The 23,960-nt window shown below is 72.8% G+C and carries 20 protein-coding genes; 13 read left to right on the plus strand and 7 right to left on the minus strand.

The genetic code is table 11. The features are described from left to right. The first annotated feature begins 2 nt into the window (after positions 1–2). Together dnaE and FHX71_RS04980 are read left to right on the plus strand one after the other, a co-directional pair. Positions 3–3,551 (plus strand): DNA polymerase III subunit alpha, encoded by a 3,549-nt coding sequence (dnaE, locus tag FHX71_RS04975; protein WP_182614687.1) that lies wholly within the window; start codon positions 3–5, stop codon positions 3,549–3,551. After that, entirely contained in the window at positions 3,548–4,072 is a 525-nt protein-coding gene (locus FHX71_RS04980) for an NUDIX hydrolase (protein ID WP_182614688.1), read from the plus strand. Before dnaE ends, FHX71_RS04980 begins: the two co-directional genes overlap by 4 nt. Before the next feature lie 73 nt (positions 4,073–4,145). Here FHX71_RS04980 and FHX71_RS29665 read toward each other — a convergent pair whose 3' ends face one another. Next, complete coding sequence (locus tag FHX71_RS29665) at positions 4,146–8,552, minus strand: S8 family serine peptidase (RefSeq protein ID WP_182614689.1); 4,407 nt, start codon at positions 8,550–8,552, stop codon at positions 4,146–4,148. 183 nt (positions 8,553–8,735) lie between these two features. Between FHX71_RS29665 and FHX71_RS04990 the strand changes: the two genes are divergently transcribed. Beyond that, complete coding sequence (locus FHX71_RS04990) at positions 8,736–9,197, plus strand: cupin domain-containing protein (RefSeq protein WP_182614690.1); 462 nt, start codon at positions 8,736–8,738, stop codon at positions 9,195–9,197. A gap of 122 nt (positions 9,198–9,319) precedes the next feature. Here FHX71_RS04990 and hisD read toward each other — a convergent pair whose 3' ends face one another. Next, a complete protein-coding gene (gene hisD / locus FHX71_RS04995; RefSeq protein WP_182614691.1) occupies positions 9,320–10,645 on the minus strand; it encodes a histidinol dehydrogenase in 1,326 nt (441 codons plus the stop codon). Positions 10,646–10,681: 36 nt separating this feature from the next. Between hisD and FHX71_RS29670 the strand changes: the two genes are divergently transcribed. Next, entirely contained in the window at positions 10,682–10,924 is a 243-nt protein-coding gene (locus tag FHX71_RS29670; protein WP_182614692.1) for an RNA-binding S4 domain-containing protein, read from the plus strand. Positions 10,925–10,927: 3 nt separating this feature from the next. Here FHX71_RS29670 and FHX71_RS05005 read toward each other — a convergent pair whose 3' ends face one another. Next, positions 10,928–11,332, minus strand: coding sequence for a pyridoxamine 5'-phosphate oxidase family protein (locus FHX71_RS05005; RefSeq protein WP_182614693.1), 405 nt, complete (start codon positions 11,330–11,332; stop codon positions 10,928–10,930). Positions 11,333–11,462: 130 nt separating this feature from the next. On the opposite strand from FHX71_RS05005, the gene FHX71_RS05010 reads away from it, so the two are divergent. Continuing rightward, positions 11,463–12,788 (plus strand): carbohydrate-binding protein, encoded by a 1,326-nt coding sequence (locus FHX71_RS05010; RefSeq protein WP_182614694.1) that lies wholly within the window; start codon positions 11,463–11,465, stop codon positions 12,786–12,788. Positions 12,789–12,878: 90 nt separating this feature from the next. Here FHX71_RS05010 and FHX71_RS05015 read toward each other — a convergent pair whose 3' ends face one another. Then, the gene (locus FHX71_RS05015; RefSeq protein ID WP_182614695.1) at positions 12,879–13,748 is read right to left on the minus strand and encodes an oxidoreductase; all 870 of its coding nucleotides are present in this window, start codon (positions 13,746–13,748) and stop codon (positions 12,879–12,881) included. Between the two features lie 102 nt (positions 13,749–13,850). Between FHX71_RS05015 and FHX71_RS05020 the strand changes: the two genes are divergently transcribed. The 8 genes from FHX71_RS05020 (at position 13,851) to FHX71_RS05055 (ending at position 22,121) form a co-directional block, all read left to right on the plus strand. Beyond that, positions 13,851–14,750, plus strand: a complete 900-nt coding sequence (locus FHX71_RS05020) for a helix-turn-helix domain-containing protein (RefSeq protein WP_182614696.1) — start codon at positions 13,851–13,853, stop codon at positions 14,748–14,750. Positions 14,751–14,818: 68 nt separating this feature from the next. Next, positions 14,819–17,374 carry a RecQ family ATP-dependent DNA helicase gene (locus FHX71_RS05025; RefSeq protein ID WP_182614697.1) on the plus strand — a complete coding sequence of 852 codons (2,556 nt, stop codon included), beginning with the start codon at positions 14,819–14,821 and terminating at the stop codon, positions 17,372–17,374. A 118-nt stretch (positions 17,375–17,492) separates the two neighbouring features. Then, a complete protein-coding gene (locus tag FHX71_RS05030) occupies positions 17,493–18,686 on the plus strand; it encodes a histidinol-phosphate transaminase (RefSeq protein WP_182618485.1) in 1,194 nt (397 codons plus the stop codon). Beyond that, on the plus strand, positions 18,683–19,282 hold the full coding sequence (hisB, locus tag FHX71_RS05035) for an imidazoleglycerol-phosphate dehydratase HisB (RefSeq protein WP_182614698.1): 600 nt from the start codon (positions 18,683–18,685) through the stop codon (positions 19,280–19,282). The genes FHX71_RS05030 and hisB overlap by 4 nt, the downstream gene beginning before the upstream one ends. Before the next feature lie 5 nt (positions 19,283–19,287). Beyond that, positions 19,288–19,890 carry a hypothetical protein gene (locus FHX71_RS05040; RefSeq protein ID WP_182614699.1) on the plus strand — a complete coding sequence of 201 codons (603 nt, stop codon included), beginning with the start codon at positions 19,288–19,290 and terminating at the stop codon, positions 19,888–19,890. A gap of 2 nt (positions 19,891–19,892) precedes the next feature. Next, the gene (gene hisH, locus FHX71_RS05045) at positions 19,893–20,537 is read left to right on the plus strand and encodes an imidazole glycerol phosphate synthase subunit HisH (protein WP_182614700.1); all 645 of its coding nucleotides are present in this window, start codon (positions 19,893–19,895) and stop codon (positions 20,535–20,537) included. 97 nt (positions 20,538–20,634) lie between these two features. After that, positions 20,635–21,396, plus strand: a complete 762-nt coding sequence (gene priA / locus FHX71_RS05050) for a bifunctional 1-(5-phosphoribosyl)-5-((5-phosphoribosylamino)methylideneamino)imidazole-4-carboxamide isomerase/phosphoribosylanthranilate isomerase PriA (protein WP_182614701.1) — start codon at positions 20,635–20,637, stop codon at positions 21,394–21,396. After that, a complete protein-coding gene (locus FHX71_RS05055) occupies positions 21,393–22,121 on the plus strand; it encodes an SseB family protein (RefSeq protein WP_182614702.1) in 729 nt (242 codons plus the stop codon). The genes priA and FHX71_RS05055 overlap by 4 nt, the downstream gene beginning before the upstream one ends. Positions 22,122–22,169: 48 nt before the next feature. On the opposite strand, the gene FHX71_RS05060 is transcribed toward FHX71_RS05055, so the two are convergent. Genes FHX71_RS05060 through FHX71_RS05070 form a run of 3 tightly spaced genes read right to left on the minus strand, consistent with a single transcriptional unit; the run spans position 22,170 to position 23,853 of the window. Further along, positions 22,170–22,913 (minus strand): S1C family serine protease, encoded by a 744-nt coding sequence (locus FHX71_RS05060; protein WP_182614703.1) that lies wholly within the window; start codon positions 22,911–22,913, stop codon positions 22,170–22,172. Beyond that, complete coding sequence (locus tag FHX71_RS05065; RefSeq protein ID WP_182614704.1) at positions 22,910–23,476, minus strand: hypothetical protein; 567 nt, start codon at positions 23,474–23,476, stop codon at positions 22,910–22,912. The genes FHX71_RS05060 and FHX71_RS05065 overlap by 4 nt, the downstream gene beginning before the upstream one ends. Then, positions 23,476–23,853 (minus strand): DUF1844 domain-containing protein, encoded by a 378-nt coding sequence (locus FHX71_RS05070; protein ID WP_182614705.1) that lies wholly within the window; start codon positions 23,851–23,853, stop codon positions 23,476–23,478. The genes FHX71_RS05065 and FHX71_RS05070 overlap by 1 nt, the downstream gene beginning before the upstream one ends. Between the last annotated feature and the right edge of the window lie 107 nt (positions 23,854–23,960).

Here is a 23,960-nt window from a genome sequence, read left to right on the forward strand (position 1 = left end):
ACATGCCCTCCGCCACCGCTTCGAAGAGCGACGACTTCGTCCACCTCCACGTCCACACAGAGTTCTCGATGCTGGACGGCGCGGCCCGGATCGGCGACCTCATGGAGGAGGTCGGGCGGCAGGGGCAGCACGCCATCGCGACGACCGACCACGGGTACCTGTTCGGGGCGCACGAGTTCTGGGCGCAGGCGCAGAAGGCGGGCATCAAGCCGATCATCGGCGTCGAGGCGTACATCACGCCGGGCACCAGCCGGTTCGACCAGACCCGCGTGCGCTACGGCGAGGCGGGCCAGGAGTCGGACGACGTCTCGGCGCGCGGTGCGTACACGCACATGACGCTGCTGAGCAAGAACAACACCGGCATGCACAACCTGTTCCGGGCGTCCTCCCTGGCCTCCCTGGAGGGCCAGATGGGCAAGTGGCCCCGGATGGACCGCGACCTGCTGGAGCGGTACTCGGACGGGCTCATCGCGACGACGGGCTGCCCGTCGGGCGAGATCCAGACGCGGCTGCGGCTGGGCCAGTGGGACGAGGCGGTGCGCCAGGCGGGCGAGCTGCAGGAGATCTTCGGCAAGGAGAACTACTACGTCGAGCTGATGGACCACGGGCTCTCCATCGAGACCCGGGTGACCAAGGAGCTCCTCGAGCTGTCCAAGACCATCGGCGCGAAGCTCGTCGCGACCAACGACCTGCACTACGTGCGCGAGGAGGACTCGACCAGCCAGGAGGCCCTGCTGGCGATCAACTCCGGCTCCACGCTGGACGACCCGAACCGCTTCAAGTTCGACGGTTCCGGCTACTACGTGAAGTCCGCCGCCGAGATGCGGAAGGTCTTCAAGGAGCTGCCCGAGGCGTGCGACAACACGCTGCTCATCGCCGAGCAGTGCGAGGTCTCGTTCGACACCTCGGCCAACTACATGCCCCGCTTCCCCGTGCCGGACGGCGAGGACGAGATCTCCTGGTTCATCAAGGAGGTCGAGGCAGGCCTGCGCCGCCGGTACCCGAACGGCTACTCGGACGACGTGCGCAAGCAGGCCGACTACGAGGTCGAGGTCATCATCCAGATGGGCTTCCCGGGGTACTTCCTCGTGGTCGCCGACTTCATCAACTGGTCCAAGGACCAGGGCATCCGGGTAGGGCCGGGGCGTGGTTCGGCCGCCGGGTCGATGGTGTCCTACCTGATGGGCATCACCGAGCTGGACCCGCTGGAGCACGGCCTCATCTTCGAGCGCTTCCTCAACCCGGAGCGCGTCTCCATGCCCGACGTCGACGTCGACTTCGACGAGCGTCGGCGCGGTGAGGCCATCCGGTACGTGACGGAGAAGTACGGCGACGACCGCGTGGCCCAGATCGTCACCTACGGCACCATCAAGGCCAAGCAGGCGCTCAAGGACTCCGCCCGGCTGCTCGGCATGCCGTACGCCATGGGGGAGAAGCTCACCAAGGCGATGCCGCCCGCCGTCATGGGCAAGGACATCTCCCTCAGCGGCATCTTCGACCCGAAGGACAAGCGGTACTCGGAGGCGGCGGAGTTCCGCCAGGTCCACGAGACCGACCCCGAGGCGCAGCGCGTCGTCGAGCTCGCGCGCGGTATCGAGGGCCTGAAGCGCCAGTGGGGCGTGCACGCGGCCGGCGTCATCATGTCGAGCGACCCGCTGATCGACATCATCCCGATCATGAAGCGCCCGCAGGACGGCGCGATCATCACGCAGTTCGACTACCCGACGTCCGAGGGCCTCGGCCTGATCAAGATGGACTTCCTGGGTCTGCGCAACCTCACGATCCTCGACGACGCGCTCGAGAACATCGTGATGAACGGCAAGGACCCGGTCGACATCGAGAACGTGGCGCTCGACGACAAGCCCACCTACGACCTGCTCGCCAGCGGCAACACGCTCGGCGTGTTCCAGCTCGACGGCGGCGCCATGCGGTCACTGCTGCGACAGATGCGGCCCGACAACTTCGAGGACGTCTCCGCCGTCATCGCCCTGTACCGGCCCGGGCCGATGGGCATGAACTCGCACATCAACTACGCGCTGCGGAAGAACAACCAGCAGCAGATCGAGGCGATCCACTCGGAGGTCGTCGAACCGTTCGCGGAGATCCTCGACGAGACCTACGGCCTGATCGTCTACCAGGAGCAGGTCCAGCGCGCCGCCCAGATCATGGCCGGCTACTCGCTCGGACAGGCCGACCTGCTCCGCCGTGCCATGGGCAAGAAGAAGCCCGAGGTGCTGGCCAAGGAGTACGTCAACTTCGAGAAGGGCGCCAAGGAGAAGGGGTACAGCGCCGCCGCGATCAAGGCGGTCTGGGACACCCTGGTCCCGTTCGCCGGCTACGCCTTCAACAAGGCGCACTCCGCCGGCTACGGCCTCGTCGCCTACTGGACCGCGTACCTCAAGGCGAACTACCCCGCCGAGTACATGGCCGGCCTGCTGCAGTCGGTGGGTGACAACAAGGACAAGATGGCGCTCTACCTCAACGAGTGCCGTCGCATGGGCATCACGGTGCTCCCGCCGGACGTCAACGACTCCGCGGCCAAGTTCACGGCCGTCGGCGGCGACATCCGCTTCGGCCTCACCGGTGTGCGGAACGTGGGCCGCAACGTCGTCGACGCGATCGTCGAGGCCCGCGAGGAGAAGGGCACCTACACGTCCTTCCAGGACTTCCTCGACAAGGTCCCCGCCCCCGTCTGCAACAAGCGCACCATCGAGTCCCTCATCAAGGCCGGCGCGTTCGACTCGCTCGGCCACACCCGGCGCTCGCTGCTCGTGATCCATGAGCAGGCCGTGGACTCCGTGATCGGCGTGAAGCGCAAGGAGGCCGAGGGCCAGTTCGACCTCTTCGCCGACTTCGGCGGTGGTGGCGACGACGAGGGCATGGGCTTCTCGGTCGACGTGCCGGACCTGCCGGACTGGGAGAAGAAGCAGAAGCTCCAGTTCGAGCGGGAGATGCTCGGCCTGTACGTGAGCGACCACCCGCTGTCCGGGCTGGAGCACGTGCTGCAGCGGGCGGCGGACACCTCGGTCGCCTCGCTGCTCGCCGACGAGAGCCGGCCGGACGGCTCCGTGGTGACCGTGGCGGGCCTGCTCACCTCGGTGCAGCGCAAGATGAGCAAGAACGGCAACCCGTGGGCGGCCGTGACCGTCGAGGACCTCGAGGGTGCCGTCGAGGTCATGTTCTTCGGCGAGACCTATCTCGCCTACTCGACGATGCTGGCCGAGGACCAGGTCGTGGTGCTGCGCGGCAGGGTGCGACGCCGTGACGAGTCCATGCAGCTGCAGGCCATGGAGGTGGCCCTGCCGGACATCACGGTGGGCTCCGACTCGCCGCTGTCCGTGACCATGCCGCACACGCGCGCGATCGAGTCGGTCGTGGTCCGGCTGCGCGAGGTGCTCGCGACACATCCCGGATCGGCGGAGGTACACATCGCCGTGGCGGAGCCCGGGAAGCGGACCGTCGTGCGGGCCGCCGACAGCTTGCGGGTGGAGAAGTCGCCCGCGCTGTTCGGCGACCTCAAGGCGCTGCTCGGCCAGGGCTGCCTCTCGTGACCGAGGCCCCCGGCGCGGCCCCGGACCGGACCGACCGGTACGACGAGGGCGACCACGAGCGGTTCACGCTCGTGCCCGCGGCCTACCTGTACTTCCGGCGCGAGGGGCAGGTGCTGCTCCAGCTCCGGCAGGGCACCGGTTACCGCGACGGCTTCTGGGCCTGCGCGGCCGCGGGGCACGTCGAGGAGGGCGAGTCGGTGATCGACGCCGCCGTGCGCGAGGCCCGCGAGGAGCTCGGCGTGGAGGTGGCACCCGAGGACGTCCGGCCGCTCACCGTGCTGCACCGGGGCGAGCCGGGCGGGCCTGCGATCGAGCAGCGGGTCGACTTCATGTTCGAGGTCACCCGCTGGACGGGGACGCCGTCGATCCAGGAGCCCGACAAGGCCGCCGACCTGGCCTGGTTCCCGTTCGTCGGGCTGCCGGACCCGGTCGTGCCGCACGAGCTCGCGGTGCTCCGCGCCGTCCACGACGCGGGCCGCCACGGCACGGACATGCCGCGGGTACTCACGTTCGGCTTCTGACCCTGCACCCACGTGTCAGACGCTCAGGTCCCTCGGGGGACCTGAGCGTCTGACACGTCTGGGGTGGTTCAGGTCAGCAGGCGCCGACCTTCTGCCACGGGCCCCACGGGATGCCCGGCTCCTGGTTGCGGGTCCACCACTGGGCCCGCCAGAGCTTGCCCTCGTGCTCGACGGTCTCGCCGCCCGTGTAGATCCACGAGTCCGTCCAGGCCTGGTAGGTCTCCGCGCCGCAGACCACGTCGGCACCGACCTCGGCCCACGGGCCCCACGGCGTGGCGCCCGGCTTCTGGCCCTTGGTCCACCACTGCGCGACCCACACGGAGCCGTCGTGGAGGACCTCGTCACCGGCGGTGTAGATCGCCTTGCGGTCCCAGGCGGGGACGTCCGGCAGACCGGTCACGTCGACGTCGACCGAGGTGACGGCCGGCTCGTCGAACGGGTTGTTGGTGACGTGCTCGGCGGAGTTGGTGTACGTGCCGGTCACCGCGTCCGGGGCCACCGTGACCTCGTACGACAGCGAGACCGGGTCGACGTCCGGCCCCACGTAGTCGAGGCAGACCGACCCGCCCTCCGTCACGGCGGACGAGGGGTCGCCCGCGTTCACGACGGCGGTGCCGGCCGTGCCCGCGAGGTTCTCGATGCCGATCGTGGCCAGGTCGGGCAGGGTGCCCACCTCGCCGTACTCGAAGGTGATCTCGGGCCGGGTCTCGGACACCGAGTTGTAGATCCAGGCCTGGAACGTGCCCACGGAGTTGGACAGGTCGGCCGGGTCACCGCCGTAGGGGAACGGGTCGTCCCACTGGACCACCGCGACCTCGCCGCCGGACGTCGCCAGCCGCACGCCGCGGTCGTTGGCGAGCGAGAGCTGCAGGTCGGACCAGAGCGGCGCGATGACGCCGTTCGGGCCGTCCGTCGCCGGGATCTCCTGCGGCTCCCACGGCCGGCCGGTGTAGCCGCCCGCGATCGTGATCAGGCCGTCGTCGGAGACGATGAGGCCCGGCGACTGGTCGCCGTAGTGCGGGAACGGGCCGATGGGCGAGAACGCGTTCACGGCCGCGCTGTCCCCGTCGAGGGTGCTGAACCCGACGCCGACCGAGCCGAGGTCGAGGAACCCTGCCCACGCCGCGCACTGCGGGTCGTCGGCCGGCGTGGACGCCTCGTAGGAGCCCACCGCGCCCACCTGCGTGGGCACCTCGACCTCCCACGTGATCGTCTGGCCGTCGACGACGCCGTCACCCGTCACCGACGCCTCGTCGATGCTCAGCCCGTCCGGCACCGTGTCGGTGACCGTGTAGGTGAGGTCCTCGGGCGTCACGTTCGGCTGGACGGTGATGTCGTAGCCGATGGTGTCGCCGATCCCGGCGGCCTCGACCGAGGCGGTCTTGGTCACGTCGTCGGCCACGCGGTTCAGGCGGACCGGGATCTCACCGATGTCGCCCGGGCTGTCCGGCGAGGTGCCGAGCACCGCGGTGCCGAAGAACAGGTCGCCCGCGGCGGCCGTGGGCAGGTTCCAGTGCAGCCGCACGTCGTACGGCTCGCCCACCGGCACCTCGCCGTCGGGCCCGGCCACCCCGGCGTTGCCGAGGTCCTCGGACGGGACGACGGCGGTCGCCAGCGTGTGGGCGTCGGGCTGGTCGTCGCTGCCGGCCCAGTTCTGGACCACCACCCACCAGGTCCCGGCCTCGGGGTCGGCGATGTCGCAGGCCTCGGCGGAGCCGGACGACGTGGACGCGCAGACCTGGGTCGCGGCGCTCGGCGTGCTGCCGGTGCCGACGAACAGGTCGAGGTCCGCCGCCTCGGCCGCGGTGATCTCCGTGACGAGCCGCGACGCGCCGTCGGGCACCTCCAGCGTGGTGACCTCGACCTGGCTCAGGTCGTCGAACGCGTCGGCGTTCGTCGGGTCCTGGCTGAGCGAGCCCTCGTGCAGGTCGGCCTCGACCAGACCCTTCACCGAACCGGTGAAGTCGCTGACCGCGATGGACTTCAGGCCGGTCACGGCCTGGGAGCCGGTGTCGCGGCGCGTGGTCACGTCGATCTCGTTCGGCAGGATCGCGCCGGACGGGACGACGGCGACCGGCAGGGTCACCGCGGGGACGTCGTCGTTGCTCGGGGTGAGCGTGACGCGCCCGAACAGCGTCTCGCCGTCGGGGGCGCCGTCGACGTCGGCCGTGACCGTGATGCCGAGCGAGTCGCCGGGCGAGACGGTGTCCGTGGACAGGTCCACCGACAGGGCCAGGGCGTCGTCGGACTCGACCGACGCCGTCCAGGTGACGTCCGCGGGGGCCGACGGCGGGGCGACCGCCGTCCGCTCCCAGGAGCAGTTCGCGAGGCACTGGGTGTCGGCGAAGGACGGCAGGTTGAGCGTGCTCGGCTCGCCGCCCTGCTCCGGGTCGGCGGCCAGGTAGTTCGCGGCCGTCTCGTCGAACAGCAGGCCCGCCTGGGCGGCGGCCCCGATGTCCATGTGCCCGCTGCCCTGCTCGTACGGGGTGGCCGGCGAGCCGTCGAAGTCCTTGACGCTCGTGCGCGCCGTCGTCATGAGCGCCGACTGCTGCTGCGCCGGGGTCCACTCCGGCCGGGCCTGCGTGAGCAGAGCGCCCGCGCCGGCCACGTGCGGGCTCGACATCGAGGTGCCCGAGATGATGCCGTACTCGACGTGGTCGTACGCGCCGTCGGCCACGCCGTACGCGGCGAGGATGTCGACGCCGGGTGCGGTGATGGACGGCACGATCGTGTCGACGGCCCGGTTGGGGCCGCGCGAGGAGAAGCTGGACATCGTGTCGCCCAGCGCGTCGTCCGTGACGAACGTGGTGCCGGCGATCGACCCGGTGTGGTCCGAGCCCTCCGCGAGCCAGTCGCGCAGGGTCTCGCCGTCGGCGAAGCTGAGCGCGACGCCCGGGACGGTGAACGCGTCACCGAGCAGCGAGCCGCCGTTGACCTCGTCGTTCGTCAGCACGAAGCCGGTGGCGCCCTGCGCCGCGACGTTCGAGGACTTCTCGACGCGGCCGTTGCCGCCACGGGCGCAGACCACGATCTTGTCGGCGTAGTCCGCCTCGTGGCCCGTGGTCGTGGTGCACTGCGGGTCGCCCACGGAGCCGGCGTCGATGATGCCGGTCGCGGGCAGCGGGCCGGTCAGGGACTTGCCGGTGAGGTCGGGCAGGTCGCTCGTGCCGCCGGTGAGGTTCTCCAGGGCGTTGAGCATGTGCCGGTTGTGCGTCGAGGCGCCCACCGACGTCAGCCAGGGCGCGTCGGCGGGGGAGCCCGTCGTCGCGAACCCGGGGCCGTCGTTGCCGTTGGACGTGGCGACGAAGATGCCCGCGGCGCGCGCGTTGAGGAAGCCGAGCGCGTCGAAGTCGTTCCACAGGTCCGACGGCGACGAGGAGCCGATGGAGTAGTTGATGACGTCGACGCCGTCGGCGATGGCCTGGTCGATCGACGCCGTCAGGCCCGCGCTGGTGCAGCAGCCGCGGTAGCTGATGACGTTGGCGTGCGGGGCGACGCCGGAGACGTCGAACGTCGGCGGGTTCGTGCCCTCCGGCGCCGTCGGCGTCACGTCGTCGACCACGTTGCCGCCCGAGGTGGAGGCCGTGTGCGAGCCGTGCCCGTCCTCGTCCAGCGCGCTGCGGTCGGCGGCGCTCAGGAACCCGTAGGCGCCGATGAGCTTGCCGTTGCAGGGGAAGTCGGGGTCGTACTGGTCGGTGTTCGCCGGGTCGCAGACGCCCAGGTAGTTGCCCGCGCCGAGCGGGTTGGTGTGCGTGTAGCCGTCGTCGCCGGTCTCGGCGAACGAGGGGCTGGAGGGGTGGATGCCGGTGTCGATGGTGCCGATCACGACACCCTCGCCCTTGTAGTCCTCCGGCAGGTCGAGCTCCTCGACGGCGTTCCACAGCGCGTCGGCGTTGCTCCACGCCGGACCGGCGTCCGTGTGCAGCTCGTGCTCCTTGTCGAGCGCGATGTGCGCGACGGCCGGGTCCTTGGCGACCTCCGCTGCCTCCTGCGGCGTCAGGACGGCGGACAGGCCGTTGACGGCGTACTGGTAGGTGAACGGCACCTCGACGTCGTGGCCCACGGTGCGCTCGATGCGGGTGACGAAGTCGTCCTGCTCCGCCTCGAGGAACTCCGTGTACGCGCGCACGCGGGCGGTCGACGGGTCGAGCGTCCGGCCCGCGCGGGGCGTCGTGGCCGCCAGGCCCTCGACGCCACCGGTGTAGGTGGGCACGGCGGCGTCGGCCAGGCGGATCAGGTAGGTGCGCTCCGCCTTGCCGCGGCCGAGGGCGAGCTTCTGGATACCGGCGTCGCGCTCCACCCCGGCCTGCGGGGTGGTCTCGGCCGGAACCAGGTTCTCGGCCAGGGCGTCCCGGGGGTCGACCTTGTCGGTCGACGGTGGAGCGGCGGGGATCACGGCAGCGGCCGCTGGCGTGAACGCCGCCGCTAGTGCCGTGACCGCGGCCACGGCGAGCAGGGGCGTTCTGGACCGGTATGACATTACGGCTCCCTCGGTTTCGGCAGCGATGGAACGTGCAACGTGCAGGTGTGCGACATTCCTCGCTTACCGCCCGGTGCCATGTCAATGCTTCTGTACAGGTTTCACCCAGTCACAGATCAGCGGGCTGTCCGGTCGACACGTCGGAACGACCATGACGAACTGGCCACGACGAAGGGCAGCACCATGACGGAGAACCACGCCGAGCACACGCACGGGGCCGGCGAGCACGACGGGCCGGCGGCGAGCTGGATGACGGCGGCCACGATGCTGCAGGACGCATCGCCGATCACCGTGCCCGACGGCGCCTCGGCGATGACGATCCACGTCCAGTGGGAGCCGGGCGACCCGGGCACGCCGCCGCACCGGCACTCCGGGCCGGCGTTCGGGTACGTGATCCAGGGCGCGGTCCGGTTCGAGCTGGAGGGCGAGCCGGAGCGGGTCGTCGAGGCCGGCGGCACGTTCTGGGAGCCGGGCGGCGACGTCATCCACTACCAGGACGGGAACGCGCTGGACGATGCCCGGACCGAGTTCGTGGCGACGATGATGTGCGCGCCGGGCAAGCCGATGCTGGAGCTGGTGGCCGAGTCGGAGCTGGCGGAGCGGGCGCACCTGCGGGCGTCGCGGCCGTCGGGCTCGGGAGTCTGAGCCCGACTCGCTCATCTCCTTTGAGACCTAAGTTTCTTCGCTTTGGGGCGCCCCAGAGCGAAGAAACTTAGGTCTCAAAGGTGAAGGGAAGGGCGGACGACGACGGCCCGACGGCGGCGGGGCTAGTGGAAGCGGCCCCGGACCGCCTCGCCGTGCGCGGGCAGGTCCTCGTCGTTGGCGACGGCGACGATGCGGTCGGTCAGCTCCTCGAGCGCGTCGCGCGTGTACTCGATCTGCTGCACCGACTTGAGGAAGGCGTGCACGCCCAGGCCGCTCGCGAAGTGCGCGGTGCCGCCGGTGGGCAGCACGTGGTTGGACCCGGCCATGTAGTCGCCGAGCGACACCGGCGACCAGGGGCCCACGAAGATGGCGCCCGCGCTGTGCACGCGCGCGGCCACGGCGCCGGCGTCGACGGTCTGGATCTCCAGGTGCTCCGCGCCGTAGGCGTTCACGACGGCGAGACCGGCCTCGATGTCGTCCACCAGCACGACGGCGGACTGCGGGCCCTCCAGCGCACGCGCCACCCGGGTGGAGTGCTTGGTGGCCGACGCGAGGTCCTGAACCCGGGCCTCGACCGCGGAGGCGAGCTCGACCGAGTCGGTGACCAGCACGGAGGCGGCCATCGGGTCGTGCTCGGCCTGGCTGATCAGGTCGAGGGCCACGTGCCCGGCGTCGGCCGTGGCGTCGGCGAGGACGGCGATCTCCGTGGGCCCGGCCTCGGAGTCGATGCCCACGATGCCGCGCACCAGGCGCTTGGCGGCCGCGACGTACACGTTGCCGGGGCCGGTGATGACGTCGACGGGCTCGCACAGCGTCTCGCCGTCCTGCTCCGCGCTGCCCGCCGCGCCGTACGCGAACATCGCCACGGCCTGGGCGCCGCCCACGGCGTAGACCTCGTCGACCCCCAGCAGCGCGCACGCCGCGAGGATGGTCGGGTGCGGCAGACCGCCGTTGTCCTTCTGCGGCGGGGAGGCCACGGCCAGGCCGGGCACGCCCGCCTCCTGCGCGGCGACGACGTTCATCACCACCGACGACGGGTACACGGCCAGACCGCCCGGCGCGTACAGGCCGACGCGCTGGACCGGGATCCAGCGCTGCCGGACGACGGCGCCCGGCGCGAGCTCGGTCACGTGGTCGGCGGGCAGCTGGGCGCCGTGCACCCGGCGCACGCGGCGGATCGCCTCCTCCAGGCCGGAGCGGACCAGCGGCGTCAGGCCGTCGAGCGCCTCGGTCAGCGCGGACGCGGGGACCCGCAGGTGCTCGGGAGCGATCCCGTCGAACCGCAGCGCGATCTCGCGCAGGGCGGCCGCGCCGCCCTCGCGGACCTGGCGCAGCAGCGGCTCGACCACATGGACGGCCTCGTCGACTCCGACCTCGGCACGGGGAAGGACGTCGAGAAGGGCGCGGCGGCCCAGGGACCGGCCGCGGAGGTCGATGCGTTGGATCACCCGGCCAGTCTAGGGCGGCGGACGCGAGACAATGCTGTGGTGTCCAACTCTGAGCCGAACGTTCCCGAGGTGCCCATCCGTGACGACGTCATCCGCCTGGGCCAGTTCCTGAAGCTCGCCGACCTCGCGGAGGACGGCGCGCAGGCCCGCGACCTGATCGCCGACGGCGAGGTGCGGGTCAACGGCGAGGTCGAGACGCGCCGCGGCCGCCAGCTCGTGCGCGGCGACCGTGTCAGCGTGCTGATGCCGGCCGGCGAGGAGTCCGCCAAGGTCGGCTGAGCGTCAGGACGCCATGTACGTCGACGCCATCACCTTGTCGACCGTCACGCGCAGCACGATGCGGTCCGGGTTGGGGCCCAGCTCGCGGTAGCGGCGCGCGTAGCGGGCGACGGCGTCGGCGATCTCGGCCTCGTCCTCGCTGACGGCGATGGTGCCCTCCAGCGTGATCCACCGGCCGCCGGAGACCTGGCACAGCGCGGCGCGCGGCTGGCCGCCGTCGGGCCCCGGGGCGGAGTGGCGGGCCTTGAACGAGCTGCGGTTGGTGGTGATGCGCGCGACCCCGGCGTCGGCGTCCCAGGTGAAGGCGACCGGGACGACGTGCGGCGTGCCGTCGGGGCGCAGGGTGGTGAGGGTCGCGAGGTGGCGCTCGGTGACGAAGACGAGCTGCTCGGGGTTGAGTCGGATCACGCCGCGAGTCTAGGTCGGGGCGGGTGAGTGCCCGGCGTCGGCGTGTGGTCGGGTTGTGGGTTCCCCGTATTCCCGGGGGTCCGGTATTTGGCTAGCGTTCCTGACAAATACCACGGCCCTAGGGAGTGCCATGAGACGGCGTACATCGTTCCTGGCGGCGGGGATCACCGCCCTGCTGGTGACCGGACTGGCGGTACCGGTCGTCGTCGCGCAGGCCGGGCCGGTGGCCCAGGCCGCCGCTGCCGACTGCGCGGCCTCCGCCTGGGCGGAGGGCAGCTCCTACACCGCAGGCGCGCACGTGACGCACCGCGGCCGGGCCTACACGGCGCTGGTGGGGCACACCGCGCACGTCGGCGCGGGCTGGACCCCCGACACCACCCCCAGCCTCTGGGCCGACGACGGCGCGTGCGCGACGCAGCCCGACCCTGACCCGACCGACCCGACACCCGACCCGGACCCGGACCCCACGGACCCGACCCCCGACCCCGAGCCGACGCCGACGGACTGCAGCCAGCGCCCGCGCCCGTCGGGCAAGGTGCTGCAGGGCTACTGGGAGAACTGGGACGGCGCGAGCAACGGCGTGCACCCCGGCATGGGCTGGATCCCGATCACCGACTCGCGGATCACCCAGCACGGCTACAACGTCGCCACCCTCGCGTTCCCGGTGATCCGCTCCGACGGCACGGTGCTGTGGGAGGACGGCATGGACTCCGGCGTCCAGGTGCCCAGCCCGGAGGAGATGTGCGCCGCCAAGGAGGCGGGCCTGACGATCCTGATGTCGATCGGCGGCGCCACCGCGGGCATCGACCTGTCCTCGCAGGCCGTGGCCGACCGGTTCGTCGCGACCATCGTGCCGATCCTGCGGGAGTACAACTTCGACGGCATCGACATCGACATCGAGACGGGCCTGACGGGCAGCGGCAGCATCAGCCAGCTCTCGACGTCGCAGGCCAACCTGATCCGGATCATCGACGGCGTGCTCGCCGGGATGCCGGCCGGGTTCGGCCTCACGATGGCGCCCGAGACTGCCTACGTCACCGGCGGCAGCGTCGTCTACGGCTCGATCTGGGGCTCCTACCTGCCGATCATCAAGAAGTACGCCGACAACGGGCGCCTGTGGTGGCTCAACATGCAGTACTACAACGGGTCGATGTACGACTGCTCCGGCAACTCGTACGCCGCCGGGACCGTGGCCGGCTTCCAGGCCCAGACCGACTGCCTCGACGACGGCCTCGTCATCCAGGGCACCACGATCCGTGTGCCGTACGAGAAGCAGGTGCCCGGGCTGCCCGCGCAGCAGGGCGCGGGCGGCGGGTACATGGCGCCGTCGCTGGTCTCGCAGGCGTACGGCTCGTACAACGGGGCGCTCAAGGGCCTCATGACCTGGTCGATCAACTGGGACGGGTCGCGCGGCTGGACCTTCGGCGACAACGTGAAGGCGCTGCAGGGGCGGTAGGGCCCCGGGCGCGACGGCGCCGGGCGGTCGGACCTGGGGGTCCGGCCGCCCGGCGCCGTTCGCCTGCCGACCGTGCGTCGTCCGGAGAGGTCAGCCGCCGATCGCGTCCAGCACCGCGACCTGGTCGTCGGGCAGGGTGAGCCCTGCGACCGCGACGTTCTCGCGGAGGTGGGCCACCGACGACGTCCCCGGGATCAGCAGGATGTTCGGCGAACGCTGGAGCAGCCACGCCTGCGCGACGGCGGCCGGGGTGCTGCCCAGCCGGGCCGCGACGGCGTCCAGCTCCGCTGACTGCACCGGCGAGAAGCCGCCGAGCGGGAAGTACGGCACGTAGGCGATGCCCTGCGCGGCCAGGGAGTCGATCAGCGCGTCGTCGCCGCGGTTGGCGATGTTGTACATGTTCTGCACGCAGACGACCGGCGCGATCGTCTGCGCCTCGGCGACCTGCTCCGCCGTGACGGTGCTGACGCCGAGGTGCCGGATCAGGCCCTCGTCCCGAAGCGCGGCCAGGGCGGCGAACTGCGGTGCCAGCGACCCGGGCTCCGGGGCGTCGAACCCGCCGACGCGCAGGTTCACGACGTCGAGCGTGTCCAGGCCGAGGTGCTCCAGGTTCTGCTCGACCTGCTTGCGCAGCTCGTCCGGCTCGCGGCGGAACACCCAGTGCCCCTCGGCGTCGCGCACCGCGCCCACCTTGGTGACGAGGTGCAGGTCCGCGGCGTAGGGGTGCAGGGCCTCGCGGATGATCTCGTTGGTCACGTACGGGCCGTAGAAGTCGGCCGTGTCGATGTGGTTGACGCCGAGCGCGACGGCCTCGCGCAGGACGGCGACGGCGGCCGCGCGGTCGGCGGGCGGGCCGAAGACGCCGGGCCCGGCGAGCTGCATGGCGCCGTAGCCGACGCGGGAGAGGGTCAGGTCGTCGGCGAGCGTGAAGGTGCCGCCGGGGAGGGTCTGTGTGGTCATGGCTCCACCGTCCGGCGGCCCGGCGCGGACAGGCAGTACCCGCGCGATCCTGGGTGTACGGGGACCAGGCAGCCGCGAGCCGCTCGGCCTACCGTGGAGGGCATGACCCGGGAGACCCAGCTGAGCGAGTACCTGCGGGCGCGCCGCGAGCTGGTGCGCCCCGCCGACGTCGGCCTGCCGGAGGGCGGCGTGCGCCGGGTGGCCGGCCTGCGGCGCGAGGAGGTGGCGCTGCTCGCGGGCATCAGCGCCGACTACTACCTGCGGCTGGAGCAGGGCCGGGACCGCAACCCGTCCGCCCAGGTCCTGGAGTCGATCGCCCGGGTGCTGCTCCTGGACGAGGCGGCGACGAGGCACCTGCTCGGCCTGGCGGCCCCGGCGCCCCGCCGGCGTCGTCGTCCGCGCCGCGAGGTGGTGCCCGAGGGGACGCTGCGGCTGCTGGAGCGGGTGGGCATCCCGGGCTACATCGAGGGCCGGTACTTCGACGTGCTCGCGGTGAACCCGCTGGCGGAGGCCCTGTCGCCCACCCTCCGGGTGGGCCGCAACCGGCTCCGCGACCTGTTCCTGGACCCCGCCGAGCAGGCCCTGCACCCGGACTGGCCCGGCGTGGCGCCCCAGATCGTGGCCCGGTTCCGCGAGGCGGTCGGCACGGACACGGACGACGAGCGCCCCGCACGGCTCGTCGGGGAGCTCTCGCTCGCCTCGGAGCGCTTCCGCACCCTCTGGGCGCGGCACGACGTCAACCTCGGCAGGCCGCACGTCACGCACATGCTGCACCCGCAGGTCGGGGAGCTGGAGCTCGACATGGAGAAGCTGTCGATCGCCGGGACCGACCGGCAGATGGTCGTGCTGCTGCACGCCGCCCCGGGCTCGCCGAGCGGGGAGCGGCTCGCGCTGCTCGCCTCGCTGGCGGCGTCGGTGGGTCCGGTGGGTGCGCCGGGTCTGCCCGACGGCGCCGCTTCGGCGGCGCGTGCTGAGACGGCGCGAGGAACCGTCCGCGAATAGTGTGCCAAGCGTACCCGGCTGTGGATAACCGGCTCGCGGTGTCGGTGGCTGCTCCTAGGATCGAACACGTGACCAAGGACCCCTTCGCAGACCTGCCCTTCACCATGGAGGAGCCGCCCGACGACGCCCACCTGACCGACGTCGGTGACCCCGGGCTGCCGCCGTCGGCGCGCAACACCCCCGAGGCCCAGGCGGCGAAGCTCCAGATGCTGCGCGGCCTGCTGCCCGACGGCGGTGTGGCGGCCGCGGCACCGGTCCGCCGGTGGCCGCCGGCCGAGGTGGACGAACCGGCGGCGGAGGGCGCCGAGGCACCGGACGCGCCCGGGGGCGACGAGGAGGCAGAGGCCGAGGACGCCGCCCCGGAGGCCCGCGCGGTCCCGGCCGCGACGCCGGGGGCCTCCCTGCGCGAGGAGGCCGAGGCCGCGCTGCGCGACCTGGTCGGCCGCGACGACGCGCGGCTGCGCGACGACCAGTGGACGGCCATCGAGGCGCTCGCGGCGTTCCACCGCCGCGCGCTCGTCGTGCAGCGCACTGGCTGGGGCAAGTCGGCCGTGTACTTCGTGGCGACCCGGCTGCTGCGGGCCCGGGGCGCCGGTCCCACGGTCATCGTCTCGCCGCTGCTGGCGCTCATGCGCGACCAGATCGCGGCGGCCTCGCGCGCCGGCATCCGGGCGGTCACGATCAACTCGGCCAACATGACCGAGTGGGACGAGGTGCACGCCTCGATCGCGCGCGGCGAGGTCGACGTGCTGCTGTGCTCGCCGGAGCGCCTGAACAACCCCGGCTTCCGCGACGAGGTGCTGCCGCGCCTGGCCGCCGACGCCGGCCTCGTGGTCATCGACGAGGCGCACTGCATCTCCGACTGGGGCCACGACTTCCGCCCCGACTACCGGCGCATCCGCACCCTCCTGGCCGACCTCCCGTCGGGCATCCCCGTGCTCGCCACGACCGCGACCGCGAACGAGCGCGTGACGGCCGACGTGGCCGAGCAGCTCGCCGTGCACGGCGACGAGGCGAGCGGCGAGGACGTGCTGGTGCTCCGCGGCGGGCTCGACCGGGAGTCGCTGCACCTGGCGGTGCTGGAGCTCGGCGACCAGCCCACCCGGGTGGCCTGGCTGGCCGAGGCGCTGCAGGACATCGAGGGGTCCGGCATCGTCTACTGCCTCACCGTCTCGGCGGCGGAGCAGGTGGCCGAGCAGCTGCGCGGCTACGGCCTCGCGGTGGCCGCGTACACGGGCCGCACCGAGCCGGCGCAGCGCGAGCAGCTCGAGGCCGACCTGAAGAACGACGACGTCAAGGCGCTGGTCGCGACGTCGGCCCTCGGCATGGGCTTCGACAAGCCGGACCTGGCGTTCGTGGTGCACCTCGGTGCGCCGTCGTCGCCCATCGCGTACTACCAGCAGGTGGGCCGCGCGGGCCGTGGCGTGGACCAGGCGCTGGTGGTGCTGCTGCCCGGCACCGAGGACAAGGCGATCTGGGAGTGGTTCGGCGAGCAGGCGTTCCCGGCGGAGGGGCAGGTGCGGGCCACGCTCGACGCCCTGAGCGGCGGCGGCACCATGTCCACGGCCGTGCTGGAGACGCAGGTGGACCTGCGCCGCTCGCGCCTGGAGACCATGCTCAAGGTGCTCGACGTCGACGGCGCCGTCCGGCGCGTGAAGGGCGGCTGGGAGGCGACCGGGCAGTCCTGGTCGTACGACGCCGAGCGGTACGCGCGCGTCGCCGCGACCCGCGCGGCCGAGCAGCAGGCGATGGTCGACTACGTCAACACCCCGGGCTGCCGCATGGCGTACCTGCGCGCCCAGCTCGACGACCCGGACCTCGCCCCGGGCTGGGAGTGCGGCCGCTGCGACCGGTGCGGCTCCATGGCCCTGCCCGAGCCGCCCGACGCCGAGGCGGTCGCCGCCGCGCGTGCCGAGATGGACCGGCCCGGCATCGAGGTCGAGCCCCGCAAGATGTGGCCCACCGGCCTGGCCTCGATCGGCCTGGACCTCAAGGGCAAGATCCCGCCCGCCGAGCTGGCCGAGCCCGGCCGCGCCGTCGCCCGGCTGGACGGCCTCGGCTGGTCCGGCCCGCTGCGCGAGCTGCTCGCCCCGAACGCGAAGGACGGCGAGCTGCCGGTCCCGCTGCGCCGGGCCGCCGCCCGGGTGCTGGACGAGTGGCCGGCGCTGCGCCCGCTCGTGGCGACGGACGAGACGGCGGAGTCCGGCGCGCCCGACGGCGAGACCGGCGAGACCGCGGGGTCGGAGGCAGCCGGGGCCGAGCCCGGCCCGCTCGTGATCGAGGCCGTCGTGGCGGTCCGCTCGGTCCGGCGGCCCCAGCTCTCCTTCCACCTGGCCACCGGTCTGGCGAAGTACCTGGGCGTGCCGATGATCGGTGCGGTGGGCCCGGTCGCCGGTCAGGAGGAGCCCGGCCGGCACGACGTGAACTCGGCGATGCGGCTCGCGGGCGTGGCCCGGCGCCTCCAGCTCCAGCTCCCCGACGGCGCGCTGCGCGGGCTGCCCGGCCGGTCGGTCCTGCTGGTGGACGACTACACGGACTCGGGCTGGACCCTCACGGTCGCGTCCCGCCTGCTGCGCGAGGCGGGCGCGGCAGCGGTGTACCCGTTCGTGCTGGGCGTGCGGTGACGGGTGCCTCCCGGGCGGTCGGCACCGGCCTGCCCACCGGTCTCGTGACCAGGGCCACCCGCCCGGTGGGCGGACTGGTGCCGGGCCGGTGCCGCGCGCTTCGTAGACTGGTGCGGTGATGACCAACGCCGTCGACCAGCAGAGCGCCCAGGGTGGCGCCCCGGCGTCCTCGGTGCGCCTGCCGCTGCGCCCCGAGCTGGCGGACGAGGAGCCGTACGGCGCGCCGCAGCTCGACGTCCCGGTGCTGCTGAACGTCAACGAGAACCCGTACCCGCCCGGCGAGGACGTGGTCGCGACCATCGCGGAGGAGGTGGCGCGCGCCGCACGCGGCATGAACCGCTACCCGGACCGCGACGCCACCGTGCTGCGCCAGGACCTCGCCGACTACCTGGAGATGGAGACGGGCGTCCATCTGGCGCCGTTCGACGTCTGGGCGGCCAACGGGTCCAACGAGGTCATGCTGCACGTGCTGCAGGCGTTCGGCGGCCCGGGTCGCACCGCGCTGTCGTTCGCGCCCACGTACTCGATGTACCCGGAGTACGCGCGCGACACCCACACGACGTGGGTGGTCGGCCGCCGCGAGGACGACTTCACGCTCGATCCGGCGCACGCCGCCGCGACGATCCGTGAGGTCCGTCCGTCGGTGATCCTGCTGGCCAGCCCCAACAACCCGACCGGCACGGCGCTGCCCACGGCCACGATCGAGGCGGTCTGCGAGGCCGCCCTCACGGTCGACATCGACGGTGCCCGCCCGGTCGTCGTGGTCGACGAGGCATACGCTGAGTTCCGCCGCCCGGGCACGCCGTCGGCGGTCGCGCTGCTGGAGCGGTACCCGAACCTGGCCGTCTCGCGCACGATGTCCAAGGCGTTCGCCGCGGCCGGCGCGCGGCTCGGCTACCTGGTCGCGTCGACCGCCTTCGTGGACGCGCTGCGCATCGTGCGCCTGCCGTACCACCTGAGCGCCATCACCCAGGCCGCCGCCGGCGCCGCGCTGCGCCACCGCGAGTCGCTGATGGCGCAGGTCGCCACGCTGCGCGCCGAGCGCGACGCGACGGTCACGTGGCTGCGCAAGCAGCACCTGCCGGACGGGAGCCCGTTCGAGGTCGCGGAGACCGACGCCAACTTCGTGCTGTTCGGCAGGTTCGGCGACCGGCACGCGGTATGGCAGGGTCTGCTCGACCGCGGTGTGCTGATCCGCGAGACCGGGCCCGAGGGCTGGCTGCGGGTCTCCATCGGCACGTCCGCCGAGATGGCCGCGTTCCGCGCGGCGCTCACCGAGGTACTGCACGAGCAGGGGGAGGAAAGCGCATGAGCAGGACAGCACGCGTGGAGCGCGCCACGTCCGAGTCGAAGGTGCTGGTCGAGCTCGACCTCGACGGCACCGGCCGCACCGAGATCAGCACGAGCGTGCCGTTCTACGACCACATGCTCACGGCGCTCGGCAAGCACTCCCTGATCGACCTCACCGTGCAGGCGACCGGCGACACCCACATCGACGCCCACCACACGGTGGAGGACGTCGCCATCAGCATCGGTGAGGCGCTGCGCCAGGCGCTCGGTGACAAGGCCGGCATCTCCCGGTTCGGCGACGCGCTCGTGCCGCTCGACGAGGCGCTCGCGCAGGCCGTCGTCGACGTGTCGGGCCGGCCGTACCTGGTGCACGAGGGCGAGCCGCCCGGCCAGGAGTACCACCTCATCGGCGGGCACTTCACGGGCTCGCTGACGCGGCACGTGCTGGAGTCCATCGCGCACCACGCTGGCATCTGCCTGCACGTCCGCGTGCTCTCGGGCCGCGACCCGCACCACATCGTCGAAGCTCAGTTCAAGGCGCTGGCGCGTGCGCTACGCGCCGCCGTGGCCGTCGACCCGAGGGTCGACGGCATCCCGTCCACGAAGGGTGCGCTCTAGCAGCCATGTCCGACAGCCCCAGGCCCGACAACAACGGGTCCGACAGCAGCACGCCCACCGGCGACGACCTGCCCGAGTTCGACCTCGACAACCTCGAGATCCCGGACGACCTGTCCTCGCTGACCGGCAGCGGGGAGCCCGAGTTCGCCGCGATCATCACCCAGATCGCCGGCGCCGAGCCCCTCGCGGCCGCCAGCTCCCTGGCCCAGCTCGACCTGGACGCCGTGCCGACCTCGGTCGGCGCCGTCGGCGTGCTGCGGGACCGCTCGGGCGACGCGCCCGAGCAGGCCGCCGCGGCGATCTCCCAGCTCGTGCGCGGCGTCCCGCTGGTCCTGGTGACCCGCACGGGCGAGCAGATGACGGCGGTCCGGTTCGCCGACGGCGTCCGCGGCGACGAGCTCGCCCCGGGTCTCGTCCTGGGCGGCGCGCCCGAGAACGTCGTCGACCTGCTGACCGGTGCCACGTCCGTCGCGGACATCGAGGGCGTCGTCGGCTCGGACTCGATCAGCAAGTTCAAGGCGATGCGGATGCTGACCTCCGCCGCCCGCAAGGCCCGCAAGAGCATGGGCAAGGGCGAGACGGGCCCGGACAGCAAGGACGGGATCTGACCGTGGGCGCGCGCGTCGTCGTCCTCGACTACGGCTTCGGCAACGTCCGGTCCGCCGTCCGCTCGCTGGAGCGGGTGGGCGCCGACGTGACGCTGACCGCCGACCGTACCCTCGCGCAGGACGCGGACGGCCTGGTCGTGCCCGGCGTCGGCGCGTTCGCCGCCTGCATGGCGGGCCTCACGGCCGTGCGCGGCCACGAGGTCGTGGGCCGCCGGCTGGCCGGCAACCGCCCCGTGCTGGGCATCTGCGTGGGCATGCAGGTCATGTTCGACGCCGGGGTGGAGCACGGCGAGCGCACCGACGGCATCGGCGAGTGGCCCGGCGTCGTCGAGCGGCTGCACGCCGACGTCGTGCCGCACATGGGCTGGTCGCCGGTCGAGGCCCCGGAGGGCTCGACGCTGTTCTCCGGGATCGAGGACGAGCGCTTCTACTTCGTGCACTCGTACGCCGCCCAGACGTTCACCAAGGGCTACGACGAGAACGCGGTGGGCCGGTTCACGCCGCCGAAGGTCACGTGGGCCGACCACGGAGGCCGCTTCGTGGCGGCCGTCGAGGACGGACCGCTCGCGGCCACGCAGTTCCACCCCGAGAAGTCGGGCGACGCGGGCGCCCAGCTCCTAGAGAACTGGCTCAGGACCCTGGCCTAGCCCCACCCGTTGAGTGCTGGACATTCGCCCTTCCGGGCCCCGGAAAGGGGCGAATACCCAGCACTCAACACATCGAACTGAACGAACTTGGAGAGACATGACCGACCGACTCGTGCTCCTGCCCGCCGTCGACGTGGCCGACGGCCAGGCCGTCCGCCTCGTCCAGGGGGAGGCCGGCTCGGAGACCTCGTACGGGGACCCGCTGACCGCCGCCCTGGACTGGCAGTCCGGCGGTGCGGAGTGGGTGCACCTCGTGGACCTCGACGCCGCCTTCGGCCGCGGTTCCAACGCGGACCTGCTCGCGCGTGTGGTCGGTGAGCTGGACGTACAGGTCGAGCTGTCGGGCGGCATCCGCGACGACGAGTCGCTGGAGCGGGCCCTGGCGACCGGCGCGCGCCGCGTCAACCTCGGCACCGCCGCGCTGGAGGACCCGGCCTGGACGGCCAAGGTCATCGCCGAGCACGGCGACCGCGTCGCCGTCGGCCTCGACGTGCGCGGCACCACCCTCGCCGCCCGCGGCTGGACCAAGGAGGGCGGCGACCTCTGGGAGGTCCTCGGCCGCCTCGACGAGGCGGGCTGCTCCCGCTACGTCGTCACCGACGTGACCAAGGACGGCACGCTGCGCGGCCCCAACGTCGACCTCCTGTCCGACGTCGCCGCGCGCACCTCCGCGCACGTCGTCGCCTCGGGCGGCATCTCGTCCCTCGACGACCTGCGGGCGCTGCGCGCCCTGGGCACCATCGAGGGCGCCGTGGTCGGCAAGGCCCTGTACGCGGGGGCCTTCACGCTCCCCGAGGCGCTCGACGTCGCGGGGCGCCCGGGCGACGCCGACGCCGCTACCGCCGAGGCCGCCGAGTGAAGTCCATCCAGCCCTCCAGCCAGTTCGCCGGCGACGACGGCTCGGCCGACGCCGAGCTGACCCGGCTGCTGGCGGGCCACACGACTGGGGCCGTCCCGCTGCGCGACGTCGTCGCCCGGCTGGCCGAGACCCGCGTGCTGGTGCCCGTGCTGGCCGAGGCCGGCGTCGTCGAGCAGAACCCGGACGGGCTGGCCGTGGACAAGGAGGCGTCGTCCGGCGTCGTGGCGCTGGAGGCCCCGGACGGCCGGCGTGCCCTGCCCGTGTTCACCTCCGTGGCCGCGATGCAGGCCTGGCGGCCCGACGCGCGGCCGGTCCCGGTCGAGGCGACCCGCGCGGCGCTGTCGGCCGTGAGCGAGAACTGGGCGCTGATCGTCGTGGACCCGGCCGGTCCGTCGACGGCGCTGGTCCCGCGCCCCGCCGTGTGGGCGCTGGCGCAGGGTCAGCCCTGGCGGCCCGCCCTGGTGCCGCACGAGGACGGGCTCGCCGTCGACCCCGAGGTCGCGTCCGAGGTCACCGTCGCCGCGGCGCCCGTGCAGCATGTCGTGCGCGCGCACGCCGAGCCGGGCCGCAAGGCCGAGGTCGCGGTCGTGCTCGCGCTGGACCCGGGCCTCGACCGGGCCGGGCTCGACGCGGTGCTGAAGCAGGTCAACGCCCGCCTGGCGGCGTCCGAGGTCATCTCGGCCCGCGTGGACTCGCTGGAGCTCCGCATCGGGGCGGCGCGCTGAGCGTCCCGGCCCGCTGAGCGGAGCGTCGGGACCTGTTGAGCGCCCCGCTCAGCAGCCCGACGCCGGCGTGAACGCCGTGTCGTCGGCCAGCACATCCTGGAGCGTCGACAGCGGCACCAGCAGGCTGTTGTCGTCCGCCGTCTTGGCGTAGACGACGCCGATCACGCGGCCCTTGTCGTCCAGCGCTGCCGACCCGGACGACCCGGGCTCGACGGGCGCGTCCGTGAGCAGCACCTCGCCGAGGTTGGCGTTCAGCGGGTCGCGCGTGCGGCCCTTCACCTCGCCCTCGGTGACGGTGAGCTCGCCGCCCGCGGGGTAGCCCACGACGGTGACGTGGTCGCCGGGCTCCGGGTCGGCCTTCGCCAGCTCCGGGTGCGACGGCAGCGGGTCGGTCGTACGCACCACGGCGAGGTCCGCCAGGCCCGCGGTCGAGGTGGCGCCCACGGTGATGTCGTGCCCGTCGTAGGTGCTGACCTCCAGGTCCTTCGAGTCCGAGACCACGTGCTTGTTCGTGATCAGGGTGTGCTCGTCGATCGCGAACCCGGAACCGGTCGACAGCTCCTCGCAGCCCACGTTGCGGATGCGGACCGCCATGCGCTCCACGGCGTCGAACCCGTCCGGGCTCAGGGCGTCGCCGCCGGCCGCGGGGGACAGGTCCACGGGCGAGGTGGGCACGATGTCGCTCGGCACCGGGTCCGGCAGGGGCGGCAGCACGCCGCAGCCGGCCAGCGACCCGGTCAGCGCGAGTCCGACCAGGAGCCGGCCGGCACGCGGACGAGCCGTCCGCCTCACCGGCGCAGCTCCTGCTGCAGGGCCTGGTTGGCGTCCTCGGCGTCCGCGCACAGCGCGTTGACCTCCCGCTCGTAGCGGCTCAGGTCGGCCGGCTCGTACTGGTCGGCCTCCTTGAGGTAGCCGACGAGCTGCTCCTGGCCCGACACGCACTGGCCGAGCGCCGACGCCACCGTGGCTGCGGCCCCGCTGACCTGCGTCTGGTAGTCGAGGACCTGCTGCGAGGCGACGTTCTCGTCACCGAGCTGCGCCTTCTCGTTCGCGAGGTCGGTGATGCGCGACGTCGCCGCCGAGAGCTGGTCGCGGGCGGCCTGCAGCTCCGTGTTGGCGCCGTCGAGCTGCAGCCGCAGCGACCCGACCTCGTCGGCGTACCCCTGCGCCTTGTCCTGCCACTCGGTGGCCGTGCGCTGCCAGCGGACGGTCGTGACCCACAGGTACGCGCCGACGGCGATCGTCGCGACCAGCACGATCGCGAGCACGCGTGAGCCACGCCCGCCCCCACGACGCGGGGCCGGCCCCGGCTCGGGCGCCGGACCGGGCACCACGGCGACGGGATGCTCCGACATCAGACGACGGAACCCGTGTACTTCTCGCCCGGGCCCTCGCCCGGCGCGTCGGGGATGACGGAGGCCTCGCGGAACGCGAGCTGGAGGCTGCGCAGGCCGTCGCGCAGGGAGCGCGCGTGCTGGTTGCCGATGTCGGGGGCGCTCGCGACCACCAGGGCGGCCAGCGCCGTGATCAGCTTGCGTGCCTCGTCGAGGTCCTTGAGCTCCTCGGCGTCCTCGCCCTCGGCCAGGCCGCACTTCACCGCCGCCGCGCTCATCAGGTGGACGGCCGCGGTCGTGATGACCTCGACCGCGGCGACCTCCGCGATGTCCCGCGTGGCCTGGTCGGTGCCCACCGGAGCCTCGAAGCCGGTGGGTGTCTCGTCACTCGTGCTCATGGGCACCATCCTTTCATCCCCCCGGGGGTGTGGACGCCCACCGGACGCCACACCGCACGCCCACCGAACGCCCGCCGGACGAGGACGACGGTCTGGGTTAGCCTGCG

It is taken from the genome of Promicromonospora sukumoe, assembly GCF_014137995.1.
In the GTDB taxonomy this organism is placed as follows: domain Bacteria; phylum Actinomycetota; class Actinomycetes; order Actinomycetales; family Cellulomonadaceae; genus Promicromonospora; species Promicromonospora sukumoe.

Excerpts from the sequence above, each read along its gene's own strand:
- dnaE (WP_182614687.1), top strand. The coding sequence starts at position 3 with ATGCCCTCCGCCACCGCTTCGAAGAGCGACGACTTCGTCCACCTCCAC.
- FHX71_RS29665 (WP_182614689.1), bottom strand. The coding sequence starts at position 8,552 with ATGTCATACCGGTCCAGAACGCCCCTGCTCGCCGTGGCCGCGGTCACG.
- FHX71_RS04990 (WP_182614690.1), top strand. The coding sequence starts at position 8,736 with ATGACGGAGAACCACGCCGAGCACACGCACGGGGCCGGCGAGCACGAC.
- FHX71_RS05010 (WP_182614694.1), top strand. The coding sequence starts at position 11,463 with ATGAGACGGCGTACATCGTTCCTGGCGGCGGGGATCACCGCCCTGCTG.
- FHX71_RS05015 (WP_182614695.1), bottom strand. The coding sequence starts at position 13,748 with ATGACCACACAGACCCTCCCCGGCGGCACCTTCACGCTCGCCGACGAC.
- FHX71_RS05020 (WP_182614696.1), top strand. The coding sequence starts at position 13,851 with ATGACCCGGGAGACCCAGCTGAGCGAGTACCTGCGGGCGCGCCGCGAG.
- FHX71_RS05030 (WP_182618485.1), top strand. The coding sequence starts at position 17,493 with ATGACCAACGCCGTCGACCAGCAGAGCGCCCAGGGTGGCGCCCCGGCG.
- hisB (WP_182614698.1), top strand. The coding sequence starts at position 18,683 with ATGAGCAGGACAGCACGCGTGGAGCGCGCCACGTCCGAGTCGAAGGTG.
- FHX71_RS05040 (WP_182614699.1), top strand. The coding sequence starts at position 19,288 with ATGTCCGACAGCCCCAGGCCCGACAACAACGGGTCCGACAGCAGCACG.
- priA (WP_182614701.1), top strand. The coding sequence starts at position 20,635 with ATGACCGACCGACTCGTGCTCCTGCCCGCCGTCGACGTGGCCGACGGC.
- FHX71_RS05065 (WP_182614704.1), bottom strand. The coding sequence starts at position 23,476 with ATGTCGGAGCATCCCGTCGCCGTGGTGCCCGGTCCGGCGCCCGAGCCG.
- FHX71_RS05070 (WP_182614705.1), bottom strand. The coding sequence starts at position 23,853 with ATGAGCACGAGTGACGAGACACCCACCGGCTTCGAGGCTCCGGTGGGC.